The sequence below is a fragment of the Melittangium boletus DSM 14713 genome (assembly GCF_002305855.1).
In the GTDB taxonomy this organism is placed as follows: Bacteria; Myxococcota; Myxococcia; order Myxococcales; family Myxococcaceae; genus Cystobacter; species Cystobacter boletus.
Genome location: NZ_CP022163.1, coordinates 7100253 through 7116166, shown reverse-complemented (window position 1 = coordinate 7116166; position 15914 = coordinate 7100253). Strand labels below are relative to the sequence as shown.

The 15914-nt window shown below is 68.8% G+C and carries 10 protein-coding genes; 2 read left to right on the top strand and 8 right to left on the bottom strand.

The window, feature by feature from the left end; translation table 11 throughout:
• Positions 1-67: 67 nt before the first annotated feature.
• The 6 genes from MEBOL_RS29735 to MEBOL_RS29710 form a co-directional block, all read right to left on the bottom strand.
• The gene (locus MEBOL_RS29735) at positions 68-1753 is read right to left on the bottom strand and encodes a CLH domain-containing protein (protein WP_245918951.1); all 1686 of its coding nucleotides are present in this window, start codon (positions 1751-1753) and stop codon (positions 68-70) included.
• Between the two features lie 183 nt (positions 1754-1936).
• Positions 1937-2551, bottom strand: a complete 615-nt coding sequence (gene cglE / locus MEBOL_RS29730) for an adventurous gliding motility protein CglE (protein WP_095980600.1) — start codon at positions 2549-2551, stop codon at positions 1937-1939.
• 109 nt (positions 2552-2660) lie between these two features.
• Positions 2661-4586: an adventurous gliding motility protein GltG gene (gltG, locus tag MEBOL_RS29725; protein ID WP_095980599.1), complete on the bottom strand. Its 1926-nt coding sequence runs from the start codon at positions 4584-4586 to the stop codon at positions 2661-2663.
• A gap of 75 nt (positions 4587-4661) precedes the next feature.
• Positions 4662-4931: an adventurous gliding motility protein CglF gene (gene cglF / locus MEBOL_RS29720; RefSeq protein ID WP_095980598.1), complete on the bottom strand. Its 270-nt coding sequence runs from the start codon at positions 4929-4931 to the stop codon at positions 4662-4664.
• Between the two features lie 99 nt (positions 4932-5030).
• A complete protein-coding gene (gltE, locus tag MEBOL_RS29715) occupies positions 5031-6467 on the bottom strand; it encodes an adventurous gliding motility TPR repeat lipoprotein GltE (protein ID WP_095980597.1) in 1437 nt (478 codons plus the stop codon).
• The gene (locus tag MEBOL_RS29710) at positions 6467-10048 is read right to left on the bottom strand and encodes a tetratricopeptide repeat protein (RefSeq protein ID WP_095980596.1); all 3582 of its coding nucleotides are present in this window, start codon (positions 10046-10048) and stop codon (positions 6467-6469) included. Before MEBOL_RS29710 ends, gltE begins: the two co-directional genes overlap by 1 nt.
• Before the next feature lie 280 nt (positions 10049-10328).
• Here MEBOL_RS29710 and MEBOL_RS29705 point away from each other — a divergent pair, with 280 nt between their 5' ends.
• Positions 10329-10973, top strand: a complete 645-nt coding sequence (locus MEBOL_RS29705) for a hypothetical protein (protein WP_095980595.1) — start codon at positions 10329-10331, stop codon at positions 10971-10973.
• 43 nt (positions 10974-11016) lie between these two features.
• Complete coding sequence (locus MEBOL_RS29700; RefSeq protein ID WP_095980594.1) at positions 11017-11964, top strand: ATP-binding protein; 948 nt, start codon at positions 11017-11019, stop codon at positions 11962-11964.
• A 64-nt stretch (positions 11965-12028) separates the two neighbouring features.
• Here the strand turns inward: MEBOL_RS29700 and MEBOL_RS29695 are convergent, their stop codons facing one another.
• Together MEBOL_RS29695 and MEBOL_RS29690 are read right to left on the bottom strand one after the other, a co-directional pair.
• A complete protein-coding gene (locus tag MEBOL_RS29695) occupies positions 12029-14563 on the bottom strand; it encodes a N,N-dimethylformamidase beta subunit family domain-containing protein (protein ID WP_095980593.1) in 2535 nt (844 codons plus the stop codon).
• A 102-nt stretch (positions 14564-14665) separates the two neighbouring features.
• Complete coding sequence (locus MEBOL_RS29690) at positions 14666-15862, bottom strand: aspartate kinase (RefSeq protein ID WP_095980592.1); 1197 nt, start codon at positions 15860-15862, stop codon at positions 14666-14668.
• Between the last annotated feature and the right edge of the window lie 52 nt (positions 15863-15914).

Genomic DNA, 15914 nt, shown 5'->3' with positions numbered 1-15914 from the left:
GAGAGCGGCACTCTATCGCCCGCCACCCGCCCCTCGCAATCGCGTAAATCCCGCCAACTGTCGAGATTTATTGGCTTTCTTGCCCGTCAGTAGCAGGAGCGGACGAGCTCTGTCCGGCGACCGGCGTTTCGGCCCCCCCAGTCTCTTCGGCCTCTTCGGCGGCCGCCGCGGCATCCGCCGGCCGCTTGGCGGGAGGCGTGGCGGGCAGGGACTGGGAACGCTCCACGCCCGCGTTGTCGCCGAGCTTCGTGTACAGGGCGATGGCGCGATCCCGGAGCTGCAATTCCTCCGCGAGGGCCGCGGCCTTGGGCAGGTGGCCGATCAGCTCGAACAGGCCGAGGGCCTTCTCCTTGCGGCCGATCTCCTCGTAGAGCGCCGCCGCGGTGGCGGACTCGCCGAGCAGTTCCAACCACCGGGCACGGCCAGCGGGCTTGTTCTCCGCCTCGGCACGCGCCAGCTCCTTCTGGGCGAGGGCCTTGGCCTCCTCGTCCAACTTGAGCCGCTGCAGGAAGTGGAAGGCCTTGGGCGGAGGCAGCGACCCCAGCACCTCCACGGCGTCCTGACGACGTCCAGCGGTCACCAGCAGGGTGGCCGCTCCGAGCCGATCTCCCCGCTCCACCAGGGCCTTCACCTCGAGGTCCCGGATGCGGTTGGCCGCGGCGAAGTCCCGCGAGCGCTCGTACGCCTTGCGCGCCAGGGACAGCTTCCCCGCGCGCTCGTAGGCGAGCGCCGCCTGATCGAACTGACGGGCCCGCTCGTACAACCGGGCGACGTTCTCGAAGTCACCCTTGCCGATGTAGATCTCCATCAGCAGTTCGTAGGCGCCCGCCTTCTCGAGCACCTGGGCGAGCTGCTCGGGGGGAACCGTGGCGGTGAGGCGCCGGGCGGCGTCGTTGTCCTTGCCCGCCAGCGCCGTGCGCAGCGCGCTCTTCAGATCTCCGCCCGCCTCGAAGAGGCGCGTGGCCTCGGCGAAGGAGTTGTTGCGCTCGTGCATGCGCGCCGCGTCGCGGGTACGGCCCATGCCCTCGAGCTGCTTGACCTGCTCCTGCCAATCACCCGTCAGCTCGGGCTGAGGACGGCGCTCCCCCTCGGGACGCTCACGCCGCTCGCGACGCTCGCCCTCGGGACGCTCACGCCGCTCGCGCCGCTCGCCCTCGGGACGCTCACGCCGCTCGCGCCGCTCGCCCTCGGGACGCTCACGCCGCTCGCGACGCTCCCCCTCGGGACGCTCACTCGCGGGACGCGCGGCGGCGGGCTCCTCACGCTCGGGCTCGACGGAACGGCCACTCAGCGCGAACGCCGCGGAGGAACGCTCCGCGTCACCGGCGGCACGCCAGGCGCGGCCCACCAGGTAGAGCACGTCGCCATAGGCCTGGAACTTCTCCTTCGCGGGGTCCACCGCCGGGGCCGCCGGCGCCGGCGCCTCGCTCGCGGCGGGAGCCTCCGCGCCCTCGGCGGCGGCCGGCGGGGCCTCCTGTGCCGCGGGAGCTTCCGCGCCCTCGGCGGCGGCCGACGGAGCCGCTTCCGACGGAGCCTCCGGCTGGGCCGGCTTCGTCTGACGCTGCACCCGCAGCAGCGTGGTCATGAGCCGACCCTTGACGTTGAGCTCCAGCTCGTCGAGCGACTTCACCCGCAGGGAGCGCAGCGAGCGCACGATGGCCTCGAGCGGCTGCTTCTCGCCGACGAGATCACCCTTGCCCAGGGCCTTCTCCAGGCCGCTCAGCTCGGCGATGATGCGCTGACCCGGACCCACGGGCCCTTCCGCCCGATCCCGGCCCCGGCCGCCGCGGCCTTCACCCCGGCCCCGGCCACCGTCACGACCCCCGAACCCCCCACCCGGACCATCCCGGCGAGGACCCTGGCCGGGTCCACCGCCCGGGCCCCGACCACCGCGTGGTCCACCGCTTCCATTCTCCTGAGGCACGTGATTCTCCCGCTAGAACGCGTAGCGAAGGTTCGGCGTCAGCGCGAACCCGAAAGACTGAGACTTGACCAGAAAGCTGCCCGTCACTTCGACACCAATCGAGAAGTGGCGCAGGCGCGTGTAGTACTCCACTCCCGGACCCAGGAACACCAGAATGTCGGAGTCGGGCAGGAGTTGCTTGGGCGCGAACATGGCGTAACCCGCCCCACCCCGCACGTAGAACCAGGTGCGCTTGACCTCCTGCGCGTCGGCGAGTCCCACCAGATGCACGCGCGCCACGGCGCCCGGCACCAGGGTGGAGAAGTCGCCGGAGGCCGCGCCATCCGAGTTGCCCGTGTACTCCGAGCCCGCGCGGTTGGTGGCTCCCATCACGAACAGACCGAGCGACAAGCGCTCGCCGAAATCCACGCCAACCTCCACCGAGGCCATCTGCCCGGCGGCGAAAGGACGCGGACCCGAGGTCGCGGGAGGATTGACGACAAAGGACGGACCACCGAGCACCGAGAAATAGAGGCCACGCTCGATTTCTTCATAGTTGTCGGCGGGCCTGTCACCGGCGGCCTGCGCATGAGCCAGCGCGGGAACAGCCAGGGCGGCGCAAATGACGACGGGGCGAAGGGCTTTCATTCGGGAACCGAAGTTAGCCCATGGGCCCCCAGACGCCAGCGCCAAAAAGCAAGTGGGCGGCTCCGGATGAACGGAACCGCCCACTTGGATGTTTCCACTCAGAGGAGGGCTACTCGCCCGCCGCCTTGAAGATGAACGGGTAGGTGACGACCACGGAGCCGCCGCCCTTGGGCTTGGGGAACGTCCAGGTGCGCACACGGCCGGCCACGCACTGCTCCAGCTCGGAGTTGCCCGCCGTGGACTGGGCCACGGACGAGGTCACCACGTTGCCCTCGGTCGCGATGGTGAAGCGGATGGCCACCTTGCCGCCCAGCTTCGGGAAGCGGTTGAGGAGGCTCTCGTAGCAGAAGCGGATCTGCCCGCGGTTGCGCTGGATGACCTGGCGGATGAGTTCCTTGTCGAGCGAACCGCTCACCGTGGCCTCCTCGGCCGCGATGCCCACCTCCACGCTCTGCTTGGTGCCGCCCAGGCTGCCCATGCCCGTGCCGTAGCCGCTCACGCCACCCGCGCGGCCCTTGGTGCCCACGCTGCCGATGCCGACCACGTCACCGCCGCCACCGCCACCGCCACCGCCGCGCAGACCCATGCCCACCAGGCCGTTGCTCACGCCGCCCGTCTTGGCGCCGAACATGTTGCCCATGGCGCCCTTGAGGTCTCCACCCAGGCCGCCACCGGCGAACAGGCTCGCGGCGCCACCCTTGCCGCCGAAGATCTTGGCCGCCATGTTCTTCGCCTCGGCCTTCTTGTCCGCCTTGGTGGCGTTGGCGGGCGTGGGCTTGACGACCTCCTTCTTGGCCTGCTGGGTGTCTTCCTTCTTGGCCTTGGCCTTCTCGGCCTGCTTCTCGGCCTTCTGCTGGTTGAGCTTCTCGAGGAACTTGTTCTTCTGCGTCTCGGGCGGCTTGACGATGAGCTTGGCGAGGCGCGCGTTGTTGCCCGCCAGCTCGTCCGTGAACTGCTCGCCCGCCGCGGCCAGGTTGCTGGCGCTGATGACGAACATCGACGCGAGGAAGAAGAGCACCAGGAAGACGTTGATGACGGAGAAGTCCACCGACTCGCCCACCGGCGCCCAGGCCTTCTTGGGCACGGACTCGAAGCAGGCCTCCAGCGTCACGCCGCCCAGGTCCACCGCGAGGAAGTCGTCGTCCTTGAGCGTGATGGCGTAGGCATCACCCTCGGCGCTCGCCTTGTCCTTGAGGTCGTGCGTCTCGCCCTTGCGCACGAGCTCGCCCTTCATCTTGGAGGTGAAGAGCACGGTGAAGGACTGGCCGTCCGTGCGCACCACCTCGAAGCGCTCCGAGCCCAGCTTGGAGTCGCCCATGATGAAGTCCACGCCCTTGGCGCTGCCCACGGAGAAGGCACGCTTCTGGCCCGGCGCGAGGAAGAAATCCCCCACGCGCTGATCACCCCACATGAAGTGCACGCCCAGGCCGAGCGGACCGTTGCGCTTGCTCGCCACGCGGCGCACGCGCGGCGCGGGCGCCTCGGCCGACGTCTCCACGGCGGCGGCCACCGGCTGGGCGGCGGCCTTGGGCGCGGCGACGGGCGCGGGAGTCGCGGCGACGGGCGCTGCAGCGGCCTGCGTCACCACCGGAGCGGGCGTCGCGGCCTTGGCCGGCGAGATGGCGGCCTGAGCGAGATTCGCCCCCAGCTCGGGCGTCGGCGTCTGGGCCGGAGCGGGCGTGGGCGTGGGCGAGGTGCTCGCGGCGGCCACGGAGAGGTTCGCCGCGGCGATGGCCGTGGTGTCCTCCAGGCGGATGGTGGTTCCACCCACCTTGATCTCATCGCCGAACGACAGCTGGCCCTTGTTGACCCGCTTGCCGTTGACGTAGGTGCCCTCGACGCTGCCCATGTCGATGATCGACAGGCTGCCGTCGGAGGCCACCTCGATGACGGAGTGGATGCGGCTCACCTTGTCGTCTTCCAGGCACAGGTGCGCCGAGGCGAGACGGCCGATCTTGATGATGTCGCGCTCGAAGTCCTTCGAGGTGACGAGGGTGTCACCCTTGAAGACCTTGAGTGTCAGAGGCACGGGCATTTCAGTTCCCCAAATTGGCTGCTGATGACGAGGGCTAGGACAACGCGGACGGCGATGGGTTCCCGGCGAGTTGAATCAAAGCTCGCCCACGGACTGCATCACCTTGTCCTCGAAGTCCTCGCGGATGCGGATGAGGTTGGAGTGCTGGACCTTCTTGCGCGCCTCGACGTACTCGCCGTCCGGCTTGGTGAGGTCGCCCTCGATGGTGTCGTCCTCGAAATCGATGGTCTGGGGGCCGCCCTTGCCGGCCTTGCCCCCCGCCTGCTTGCCGCCCGCGGCCCCTTCCTCCTGGGCCAGGGCCGGCATCACGGTCAACATTCCACACAGCATCAGGAGCTTGCGCATCACTGTCTCCGGGCGGCCCGCCTCACCGGCGGGCCGAGTACGTCATGAAGGTTCGCATCAATCCCCCCCTACCCGCCACTGGCACCACGAAACCCCTCGCTAGAAGAGGTCGTCGGAGGGCTCGTTCGGATCCGCCTTGGGCGGATTTGTCTGCGGAGAGCCCGCCGGAGCTGGCGCCGGGGCGGGGGCGGGGGCAGGGGCGGCGGCACCCGCGGGCTGCACGGCCGCCGCGGGCTGCGTGGGCGCCGGGGCGTCGGTGCCCGCGGCGTTGGTGACCGTGCCCTGCTTGGCCTCCTCGGCCTTCATGAGTTCCTGCTGCTGCTTCTGCAGCTCCTCGAGCTTCTTGGCCTGCTCCTCCTGGAGGACGGCGTCGCGCTGGGCCTGGACGATGGACTCCGCCTCGCGCATCAGCGCGAACAGGGGGTGCTCGGCGGGCAGCGCCACCTCGCCTCCGGACAGGGCCACGTACTTGCGGTACAGCTCCACGGCCCGCTCGGGCACGCCCTTGTTGCGGTGCAGGAGCACGGCGCGGTTGAAGTAGATGGCGGCCATGTTCGGGTCGAGCTTCTCCGCCTCGTCATACTCCTGCATGGCCTTGTCGAACTGGCCCTGGCCCTTGAGGGCGACGCCCAGGTTCAGGTGCGCGGCGGCGTTCTTGCTGTTGGACTGGAGGATGCGGCGCAGGTGCGCCTCGGCGCCGGGGTAGTTCTCCACGTCCAGCTCCAGCTGGGCGAGCGCCACGTGCGAGGGAACGTAGTCGGCGCGCACCTCCACGGCCCGCTTGAACTCCAGGCGCGCATCGTCCTTCTTCTCCTCCTGCAGGAGCACGAGGCCGATGGTGTGGTGCAGCTCGGGATCGTTCTGGTCGATCTTGAGCGCGCGCAGGGCCACGAGCTTGGCCATGGCGAGCTGCCTGCGCTCGAGGTAGCTGCGCATCATCACCTTGTAGGCGGTGACGGACTGGGGCTCGCGCATGAGGGCCGCGCGCGCGAACTCCATGGCCTTGTCGTGGTCACCCGTCTGCCGGTAGATCTCCGCGAGCCGCGCGCGGCTGTTGGCGTCGTCCGGGTAGATTTTCAGGATGCCCTGGTAGAGGGACACCGCTCCGGTCACGTCCCCGGCGTTCTGCGCCATCACCGCCAGGTTCTCCGAGGCCTGACGCAGCGACGGCTTGGTCTTGAGGGCCGCCTGGTAGTGACCAATGGCCTCCTGGGTCTTGCCCTGCCGCTCGGCGAGCACACCCAGGTTGTACTGCGCCTCGGCCAGACCCGAGTCCGCGCTCAGCGCGGCGTTGAACTTGCGCTCCAGCGACGGGTAGTCGATGGCGCCGGCCTTCTTCTGGGCCTCGTAGGCACCGAGCGCGTCCTCGAAGAGGAGCTTGGCGCGGTTGGAGATGGACTGCGGCTCGTTCGGCTTGAGCGACTTGGTGGCGTCCGTGGTGGGACCGGCGGCCTTGGTGCCCGCGCAGCCCGCGGCGAAGAGCGCCGCGGCGGCGGCCAGGAGGAGGGGGCGCATCATGAAAGAGGGGCGATTCATTAGAGGAAGTCCTCGGGTTCCTGCTCGTCCGTGCCGGCCTTGCTCTTGGGCGTGCCCTCCTTGGTGGGCGCGGCCGGGCCGTCAACCTGGGTAGCCGTCTGCTGCTGGAGGCGCTTGGCGAGGTCCGACACGTCCTCGGCCGCCTCCTGGGTCTGGTTCTGTTCCTTCGCGGAGTCATCCACCACCGGCGGAGGCACGTCCTGGATGGCGGCGAGCATGTCCCCGCCGATGGCCAGGTCGAGTCCCTTGGTGAGGGGCATCTTCTCCTCCACCATCGTCGGGAACTGCTCCGGGCGGTAGGTGGTGCGCAGCATCTTGAGGCTCTCGGCCGCGCAGTCGTTGTAGACGCCCAGCTCCTGGCTCTTGGCCACGGCGGTGGCGAACGTGTTGGCGGCGGTGTCCTTGATGGGAAGGGCCTGGTTGCCGAACTCCTCGCGCAGCGCGCCTTCCGTCTCCTCGTCGATGCCCGGGGGCATGGGGACGTTGATCATCTTGTCGGCGAAGTTGTCGTAGATGAGGCCGATGCGGTGCAGGGCGCAGATGCCCGTCTCGGCGGCGCCGAGCGACACCGTCTGCACGTACTTCTTCTCCACGACCTCGCGCGAGGCGTTCTTCTCCGAGATGGAGGCCTTGAGCTTGTCGGGGCTGGCGGGCCGGCCCCAGGACAGCTTGAGGCGGGAGTAGTGCTGGAAGTCCGGCTCCACGCTGCGGTACTGCGCGCGCGCCACCGGGGCCAGCGCCGACTTGTCCAGGCCCTGCTGCAGGCGCTTGGGCAGCTTCTCGTAGTAGTCGAGGATGCGCGCGTAGAGGCGGTTGGTGTCGCCCTGGCGCTTCATCTTGTTCTCGTAGATGTCGACGATGCGGCCCTCGGCCATGAGCATCTTGCTCGGGCTGCGCATGTTCTGGCGCTCGTACTCCTCCAGGAGGCTCAGGGCCTTGCCGTAGTTGCCCGTCGTCACGTGCAGGTCGACGATGGACAGGGAGATCTCCTCGGCGTCCTTCGCCTTGGGCCACAGGTTCAGGTAGCGCTCGCGCAACGCCAGCGCCGCCTTGTAGTCACCCAGACCCTCGCGGTAGGTGGCCGCGTTGAAGAGCGCCACCTGGGCCTTGGACTCCTCCCACTTCTGCGGAGCACCGGGCTTGTCCGAGACGACCGCGCCCTTGCCCTTCTTGGCGGAGGCACGCGCCACCGGCGCGCCGCCCTTGCTCGCCTCGTAGCCGCGCACGTACTGCTCGTACACGTCGCCGGACTCGCGGAAGTCACCAATGGCCTCCAGCGCCTCCGCGTTGTTGTAGATGCACTCGGGCACGAAGCGCGAGTTCGGGTAGTTCTCGATGATGCCCTGGCGCACCTGGATGGCCTTATCCAGCATCTTGGCCTTGTAGTAGTCCACCGACGCGTTGAAGAGCGCCACGTCGGCGATCTCCGTCTGCGGGAAGTCCGCCACGAAGGACAGGTAGGCATCGGCCGCCTTGGCGAACTGGCCCTTGGCCTCCAACTGGCTCACGAGCTTGAACGCCGACTGCTCGATGACCTTGGACAGTTCCTCGCGGAACTTGGGCGTGGCGAGCTTCTCCGTGTTGTAGAAGCGGCGCGCCCACTCGTTCACCTTCGACCAGTCCTCGAGCAGGTTGTACGAGTCGAGCACCAGGTTGGCGGCCACCTCGCCCGCGCGCTCACCGGTGTCGAACTTGTAGTCGGGCGAGCCCAGCGCGATCTCGCTGAAGCGCAGCACCGCCTCGTCGAAGTGGTTGTGGCGGTAGTAGATGTTGGCCGCCTTGAAGGCGATCTCCACCCGCTTGTCACCCTTGGTCACGTACTTGAGGTAGCGCTCGCACGCCTCCAGCAGGTCCTTCTTGCCCTCGGGGATGGTGGCCTTCTTGCGGATGTCCTTGCTGACCTCGTCCTTGTACTGGCCCTTGCTCTCGGCGTCCTTCACCATCTCGTCGTAGGCGAGCACGGCGTTGTACGCGGCGTTGTTGAGCCACTTGCCGGGCTTGCCCGGCTTGGGGTTGCCCTCCTCGTCCTTGGCCTCCAGCAGCTTCACGTCCTGCAACACCACGAGGGTGTAGTTGGCCGCGGCCTTGTCGTACTTCTGCAGGTTGTCGTTGAGCAGTTCCGCCCAGAAGAAGCGCAGGTCGTACGCCTTGGGGCTGTCCGGGAAGAGCGTGAGGTAGTCCGAGTAGATCATGTCGGCGTAGCCGAACGTGGCCTCCTCGCGCGTCTTCTTCGCCTCGTTGTGCCAGGTGACGGCGAGGTTGGACAGGGTGCGCTCGGCCAGGTCCTTGGCCTCCGCGAGCGCCTTCTGATCCTTCTCGTCCTTGATCATTCCGGAGCCTTCGACCTCCTTCATGATCTTCACGAGCCGGCGCACCTGGGTGACGGTGCGGTCCTTGTTGCCCATGCGCAGAACGATGTCGACGATGCGGCCCTGGAAGCCCGGAGCCTCGGGCGACAGGGGCTTCTCCTTGATGAGGGAGTTGTAGGTGATGGCCGCCTCGCGGTCCTTGCCATCCGCGTAGTAGAGGTTGGCCAGACCCTTGAGCATCGTGAAGCGGTCTTCCGGATTGGTCGCGACCTTGGAGAAGTCCTCGCGCGCGAGCATCACGTCACCCTCGCGGGCGTAGGCGCGCACGTAGTCCTGCCGGGCCTCGCGCACCAGCGAGTTGCCCTTCTTGTTGGCCGGCGCGTTGGGATCCTTCGCCACCGCCTGGGAGCCGGCCAGCTCGCCGTAGAGCACCACCGCCTTCCACTTGTCCTTGGCGGACATGTAGTCGGTGAGGTTGAAGTGGCACCAGCCCTGCTTGTACAGGGCGAACGCGTACACTTGGCTCTCGGGGAACTCGGCGGCCTTCTTGTAGGCCGCGAGCGCCTTCTCCAGGTCCGCGGGCTTGCCCTTGGAGTTGTTGAAGAAGTACTCGCCGAAGGCGAAGTACGTGTCCGGGATGTACTTGGACTTGGGGAACTTCTCGATGAGGCGCTTGAAGGCCACCAGCGCCTTGCGGTCCTGGCCGTCCTCCATGAGGTTGGTGCCCAGGAAGAAGAGCACCTCGTCCGAGCGCTCGAAGTCCGGATAGCTCTGGACGATCTTCGTGTACTGCTCGAGCGCGAGCTTGCCGTACTGCTTGGAGCGCTGGAGCAGCTCCGCCTTGGCCGCCTTGGCGCGCGTCTGCCCCGCGGCGTCTCCGGCGTTCATCGCGGCGATGAGATCGTCATCCTTCCGGTTGGCGTCGAAGAAGTAGTACTTCGACTCCTCCCAGTAGAGCTCGCCCAGGCGGAAGAGCAGCGAGGGCTGCTCCTTCGGGTCCGCGGACAGGGAGATGATCTTCTTGAGCGACTCGATCTGCTCGCGGCGCTTGGACGCCACCTGCCCTTCCACGCCCAGTTGGAACTGGTCGTATTGGAGCGCGGGCGCGTTGTCCTGCTTCTCCTTCTTGCGGCTGATGTCACCCGCGAGCGACTTGTCCACGGTGGCCGTGGAGCTCTTCTTCACGAGCTTGGATTCGCGCGGGGTTTTCTTTTCCTGGGCCTCGACCGAGGCAGCCAGGAGCAGGAGGCTGAGGAGAAGCTTACGGCGCATGTGTTTCCTCTGCGGGGGTTCCCGGCGGGCTGGCTTGCCTGCTTGGCAAGTGTCCGGGACTCTTCGGGAATTTCGGTCTGCGAAGCCCGGCACTATGCGCGGTGCGTTGGGGCGGGTCAACAGGCCCCTCAGGGCACGTCGGCTTGCCTGGTTCTCCACGGAAAGTTTCCAGAAGGACTGTGCGGAAGATGACGTGCGCCTTGCCATGTCAGGGCGCCCTGGTAAGGGAGGAGCTTGCTTCTGGCCGTCCGTTCGCCCACCAAGGAAGATGTAGCAGCCCATGAGCCTCCTGCCCGAGAGCGCCAGCTTCGAAGAACTGGTGCATGACTACTTCCTGGCCCTGCGCGGGAGCGGCTTGATGCTGTCCGCGCTGGACACGGAGTTGGTGACGGCGTGGGCCGCACTGGGAGTGCCTTTCGAGGTGGTGGCGCGGGGGATCGCCCGCTCGGCGGAGAAGGCGCTGTGGGACGCGCGGCCCGGCGAGCCCGTGCTGCGCAGCCTGCGGGCCTGCCGCCGGCAGGTGGAGGCGGAGATCAAGCGCTACCGCGAGCGCGCGGCGGGGGCGGGCGAGGGAGTCCGGCGCCCGGCCCGGCGGACCTTCGAGGAGCTGCGGCACGCGCAGTGGACGGCCGCGCTCACCCAACTGGCCGAGACGGAGCCCGCGCTCGCGCCCCGGATTCAAGGGCTGCTCGCGATGCTGGCGCGCGAGGTGCCCCAGGACTTCGAGCGCATGCAGGCCCAGGAGACGTTGGTGAGCCTGGTGCTGCTGCGCGCCCTGCCCTTCCCCGAGCGGCGCGCCTTGTGGCGGACGGCGAGCGGAGCCGACTCGGACGCGGGGTTCATGTCCGCCCATGCCCGGCGGCTGTCGCGCCGCTTCCGGCTGCTCATGGCGGTGCGGCGGCGGCTGGGGCTCGGGGACGCGTAGGGGGGCTGACGCGCGTCGGGCGGCTCTGCTATGGCGCAAGGCCATGGTCACCAAGTCGAGCGGCGCGGTGTGTGGCGTGTGTGAGGGGCGGACCTACGTCATCGAGCGGCGGGGAGACCGGGCCCATGCGCGGGTGTGTACGTGCTCGGAGCACTGCACCCTGTGTGAGGGGCGCGGCTACACGTACGAGGTGCGCGAGCAGACCTTCAGCGCCAAGGTGGGGCCCAAGCGCTACGAGGTGCTGGTGCCGTGCGTGTGCCAGCACCGCATGAAGCGCGTGGCCCACTTCAACGAGATTGGCCTGCCCGGCGTCACCTCGCACGCGAGCTTCGAGAACTACCGCGCCGCCAACGAGGCCCAGGATCGGGCGCGCAACCTCGCCATGCACTTCGCCCACCACTACGACAAGGCGGGGGTGAACAAGGGCTTCATGCTCAGCGGCCCCGTGGGCACCGGCAAGACGCACCTGCTGGCCGCCACGCTCAAGCACCTGGTGCTCGAGGTGGGACTGGAGGCGCGCTACGTGGAGATCTCCCTGCTCTACGCCACCATCCGGCGCGGCTTCCAGGAGGGCAAGAGCGGAGGGGAGATCATCGGCCCGCTGTCGGACGTGACGGTGCTGGCCATCGACGAGATGGGCAAGGGGCGCGGCAGCCAGTTCGAGATGGAGACGCTCGATGAGCTCATCGCCCGGCGCTACAACGCGGGCCGCACCACGCTCTTCGCGACGAACTACTCGCTGGAGCCCGAGCGCCGCGCGCCCCGCTCCTCGGCCCCCTCGGGCTACCGCTCCACGGAGGACGCCAAGAGCGCGGCGCGAGACACGGAGCTTCTGCGCGAGCGCGTGGGGGAGCGCATCTACAGCCGGTTGTGCGAGATGTGCGCCTTCGTGGAGATGCCCAAGGACACGCCCGATCGGCGCCGGCTCATCCAGGAGGCGGACATGAGGCCGGGTCCCCCGCCAGGAGGCCCTCGCGGCATGGGCCGCTGAAACGGCGAAGCCCCCGCCCCCCGCGCGCGGCGGAAGACGAGGGCTTCGGCGGGACGGCGCCCGCTCAGCGGGTGATGGCGCGCAGGGTCGCGTTGCCCGAGTCCGCCACGTACAGCGTGCCGTCCGGACCCACCGCGAGCCCTCCGGGCACCACCAGGTCCGCCTGCTCCCCCTGGCCATCGCGCGCGCCAAAGCGTCCCGAGCCCGCGAGCGTCGTCACGTTCCCATCCGGGGTGATGCGCCGCACGCGGTAGTTGCCTGGGTCCGAGAAGGCCACGCTGCCGTCCGGCAGCACCGCGAGCCCGATGTACGGAAGCATCCGCGCGTCCTCGCCGTTCGCGTCCGCGAAGCCACCGGGAGGAGCGCCGGCCAGCACCCGCACCGTGCCGTTGGTCAGGGCCAGCACGCGCATCATGCCCGTCTCCACCACGTACACCGTGCCGTCCGGGCCCTGCGCCACCGCCGAGGGCCGGTACATCCACGCGTTGGAGGGCAGCGTCGTCACCGGGTTGCCCGGCGTGAGCAGATCGATGCGCCGGATGACGCCATTGCCCAGGTCCGCCACGAGCAACTCGCTCTGCGGCGTGACGAAGAGGCCCGCGGGCTGGTTGAAGCGCGCCAGCGCGGCGTTGCCATCCGTCAAGCCCGCCTCCATCTCCGCCCCGGCGAACACCGTCGTGGTGCCGTCCGGAGTGATGCGGCGGATGCAGTAGTTGTCCGAATCGGCCACGTAGACGTTGCCCTGCGCGTCCGCGGCGATTCCCAGCGGGCCGTTGAGCCGCACCTGGGAGAGCGTGGAGATGGTGCCGTCCGGAGCCACGCGCTTGACCTTGTTGGCCATCGCGTCCACCACCGCCCAGCCCCCATCGGGCAGCATCGCCACCGCCACGGGCGCCGCCAGCAGGCCCTTGCCCGGGCCTCCATCCTGATCTCCCCGCTTGCCGGCCTGGCCCGCCACGGTGCGCACGTTCGAGGCGAAGGGCCCCTTGGCCGGGGGCAGCGACGGCGAGTTCATCCGTACCAGATCATCGGGCACGGGGCGGCCCAGGGCCTTGTAGAGCACGTTGGCCACGATGCGCGCCGCGCGATCATCCCCCGCCTCGGTGATGCCCAGCGTGTGCACGAAGTCGATACCGCCCGCCGAGAACACCCACGCGTTGCCCTTGCGGAACACCACCATCTGTCCGAAGCCGAAGGCCCCCTGCAGTGACAGCGCGGGCGACTCGGCCAGCACGTCCAGGCCCGCGGGCGACTTGCCGTTCTGCACCACTTGATCCTGCTCGTAGCCGTTGGCGCGCCAGAGCGTGTCCCCGTTCTTGAGGCCCGTGCCCTCGAGCGCCCAGTGGTCCTCCTTGGTGATGACCACGGGGTGGGCGAACTGGTGCCAGCGGGCGGAGAACATCACGCCCAGCAGCTCGTTCTCCGGACGCTTCGTGGGCAGATCCCGGAACTTCGTCGACACGTCCTGGCTCTTGAGTCCCACCGGATCGCGCTTGTCGCCCTTGTAGCAGGTGATGATGCGGTCCGTCCGTCCATCCGGCGCGGGCTCGAGCCGCACCTGCCAGTAGGCCTGATTGGCGCCGAGGTTGATGATCGACCGGCCCTCGGCCTGGGCCTTGTCCGCCCGGTCGCGCTGCGTGCGCGTCCAGTACTCGTCATGGCCCGACATCACCATCACCTTGGCGTGGCTCAGCGCCTCTCCGCTGCGATCCATCTCCTCGTCCGTCACGTACGTCACGTCCAGCCCCTGCGCCTCCAGCCACAGGATGAGCCCATGCTCGTCGTCCATCAGGTGGCCCGCGCCGAAGTTGCGGTAGTAGGGCCGATCGAACGAGGCCTGGAAGGCGCGTCCCGTTCCGGTGATGCCGGGCTTGTCGTCGTAGAGGCTCGTGCCGCCCCACACGTTGTACGCCTGCCAGGTGAAGGTCGGGATGATGGCCATCACCTCCGAGGCCGGATGCGGATCCCTCACGAAGAAGGGCACGTAGCGCTGGAAGTTGTCCTCGCGCACGAGCTTCATCACGTACACCCCGGGCACCCACTTGGCGTCCGTCTCGATCTCCACCGTGGGCTTCCAGGTGCAGCTCACCAGGCCCGTGGGACGCTGGGGCGCACAGGGCGTCTGGGGCACCGCCTGCAACGGGCCTCCGCGCAGCACCTCGCGGCCCCCCGTGCCCCCGTAGTAGCCCAGGCGGTAGACCTCATAGGAGAACTTGCGCGGCCCATCCTTCACCGACACCGCGATGGAGACCCCCTCCCCCGGAGAGACCGTGGAGACGAGCGCGTAGCCCTCGATCTCGTTGTTGTTGGCGCCCTTGGTCACCTTCCAGGCCCGGGTGCCCGGCTTCGCGTTCTCCTTGCGGATGAGCTCGGCATCGTGCGGGGGCCGCGAGGGCGGCGTGCTCCCGTCACCGGGCCCCGGCAGATGCGGCGCGCCGCCATCCGTGATGTCCGGCACGCCCCCATCCGGAATCTGCAGTGGAGGCGCGTCCTGAGCGGGCTCGTTCCGCGGCGCGATGTTCTCCTTGCAACCGCCCCCGAGACCCAGGAGCAATCCCAGGGCCACCCACCTGCCGATGATGTTCCGACCGTCTCCCATGCCTGTCTCCCGTTCCCCTTGGGGGTCCCACGGTAAGCACGAGCCCTGGCCTGGGAAGTGATGTGCCCCAGGTTGAGTAGCGGCCTGGACAGAAAAGGCCGATCACGTTCCGAGGAAGTCGCGATGCAAGCCCAACGTGAGCGCCTTCAAGTGTTGCTTGTCCACCAACAGCGTGAGTTGCAGGGGGGAAGTGTGAACCGCATGCACACGGGCTCCCAGGTGCTCGGCCACGCCCAACGCCCGGCGCAGGTAGCTCCAGTCCGCGTTGAGCCCCGCGCCCACCGCCGTCACCGCGCCCACGTCCTCGCACCACGTCACCGCCCCCCCGAAGTGCTCGCCCAGCTCGCGCTGGAGCACTTCCGGGCCGTGCACGTCCTGCAAGGGGACCGCGATGAACACCCGCCCCTCGCGCCCGAGCAACCCATCGAACGCCAGCGCCCGGCCCCTCACCCCCCGAGCGTCCAGGAAGCCGAGCAACGACGCCACCCGCCCGGACTCCACCGTCGCCGCGAGCACCGCCATCTCCGTCTCGGCCGTCACCCCCCGCACCCGCGGATCCGTGGGCGCGCCCTGCTCGCGCACCGCCGTCCCGCTGCCCTGGGCATGCGCCGTGCGCGCCTGGATGACGATGCCGCGCGCCTTGGCGAACTCCACCGCCTGCGCGTTGAGCACCTTCGCCCCCGCGCTCGCCAGCTCCTGCATCTCATCGTACGAGAGGGAGTCCAGCTTCCTCGCCTCGGGAACCACCCGCGGGTCCGCGCTGAAGACGCCGTCCACGTCCGAGTAGATTTCACAGGCCTCCGCGTCCAGCGCCGCCGCCAGCGCCACCGCCGTGGTGTCCGAGCCCCCGCGCCCGAGGGTCGTCACCTCGCGCTGGGAGGACACCCCCTGGTAGCCCGCGACGATCACCACCCGCTCCTTCGCCAGCGCCTCCTCGATGCGGTAGGGCCGCACCTCCACGATGCGCGCCTGCGAGTGCGCGTCCGTGGTGATGATGCCGCTCTGGCTGCCGGTGAAGCTGATGGCGCCCACGCCCAGCTCCTGCAACGCCATGGACAGCAGCGCCATGGAGATGCGCTCGCCACACGTGAGCAGCATGTCCAGCTCGCGCCGCGGCGGGTCCGCCGACACCTTCTTGGCCAGCGCCAGCAGTTCGTCCGTGGTGTCACCCATGGCCGACACCACCACCACCACCTGGTAGCCGCGCTCGCGCGTTTGCTTCACCCGGTGTGCGACCCGGCGGATCTTCTCCACATCGGCGACCGAGGAGCCGCCGTATTTCTGCACCACGATTGGCATGAACCACCCGCTGCTTTGTTCCTAGGGCCCCGCGACGCTCACGGGTAACCTC

Bases quoted from the DNA above. Each gene is read 5' to 3' on its own strand.
- cglE (WP_095980600.1), bottom strand. From the start codon at position 2,551: ATGAAAGCCCTTCGCCCCGTCGTCATTTGCGCCGCCCTGGCTGTTCCC.
- gltG (WP_095980599.1), bottom strand. From the start codon at position 4,586: ATGCCCGTGCCTCTGACACTCAAGGTCTTCAAGGGTGACACCCTCGTC.
- cglF (WP_095980598.1), bottom strand. From the start codon at position 4,931: ATGCGCAAGCTCCTGATGCTGTGTGGAATGTTGACCGTGATGCCGGCC.
- gltE (WP_095980597.1), bottom strand. From the start codon at position 6,467: ATGAATCGCCCCTCTTTCATGATGCGCCCCCTCCTCCTGGCCGCCGCC.
- MEBOL_RS29710 (WP_095980596.1), bottom strand. From the start codon at position 10,048: ATGCGCCGTAAGCTTCTCCTCAGCCTCCTGCTCCTGGCTGCCTCGGTC.
- MEBOL_RS29705 (WP_095980595.1), top strand. From the start codon at position 10,329: ATGAGCCTCCTGCCCGAGAGCGCCAGCTTCGAAGAACTGGTGCATGAC.
- MEBOL_RS29700 (WP_095980594.1), top strand. From the start codon at position 11,017: ATGGTCACCAAGTCGAGCGGCGCGGTGTGTGGCGTGTGTGAGGGGCGG.
- MEBOL_RS29695 (WP_095980593.1), bottom strand. From the start codon at position 14,563: ATGGGAGACGGTCGGAACATCATCGGCAGGTGGGTGGCCCTGGGATTG.
- MEBOL_RS29690 (WP_095980592.1), bottom strand. From the start codon at position 15,862: ATGCCAATCGTGGTGCAGAAATACGGCGGCTCCTCGGTCGCCGATGTG.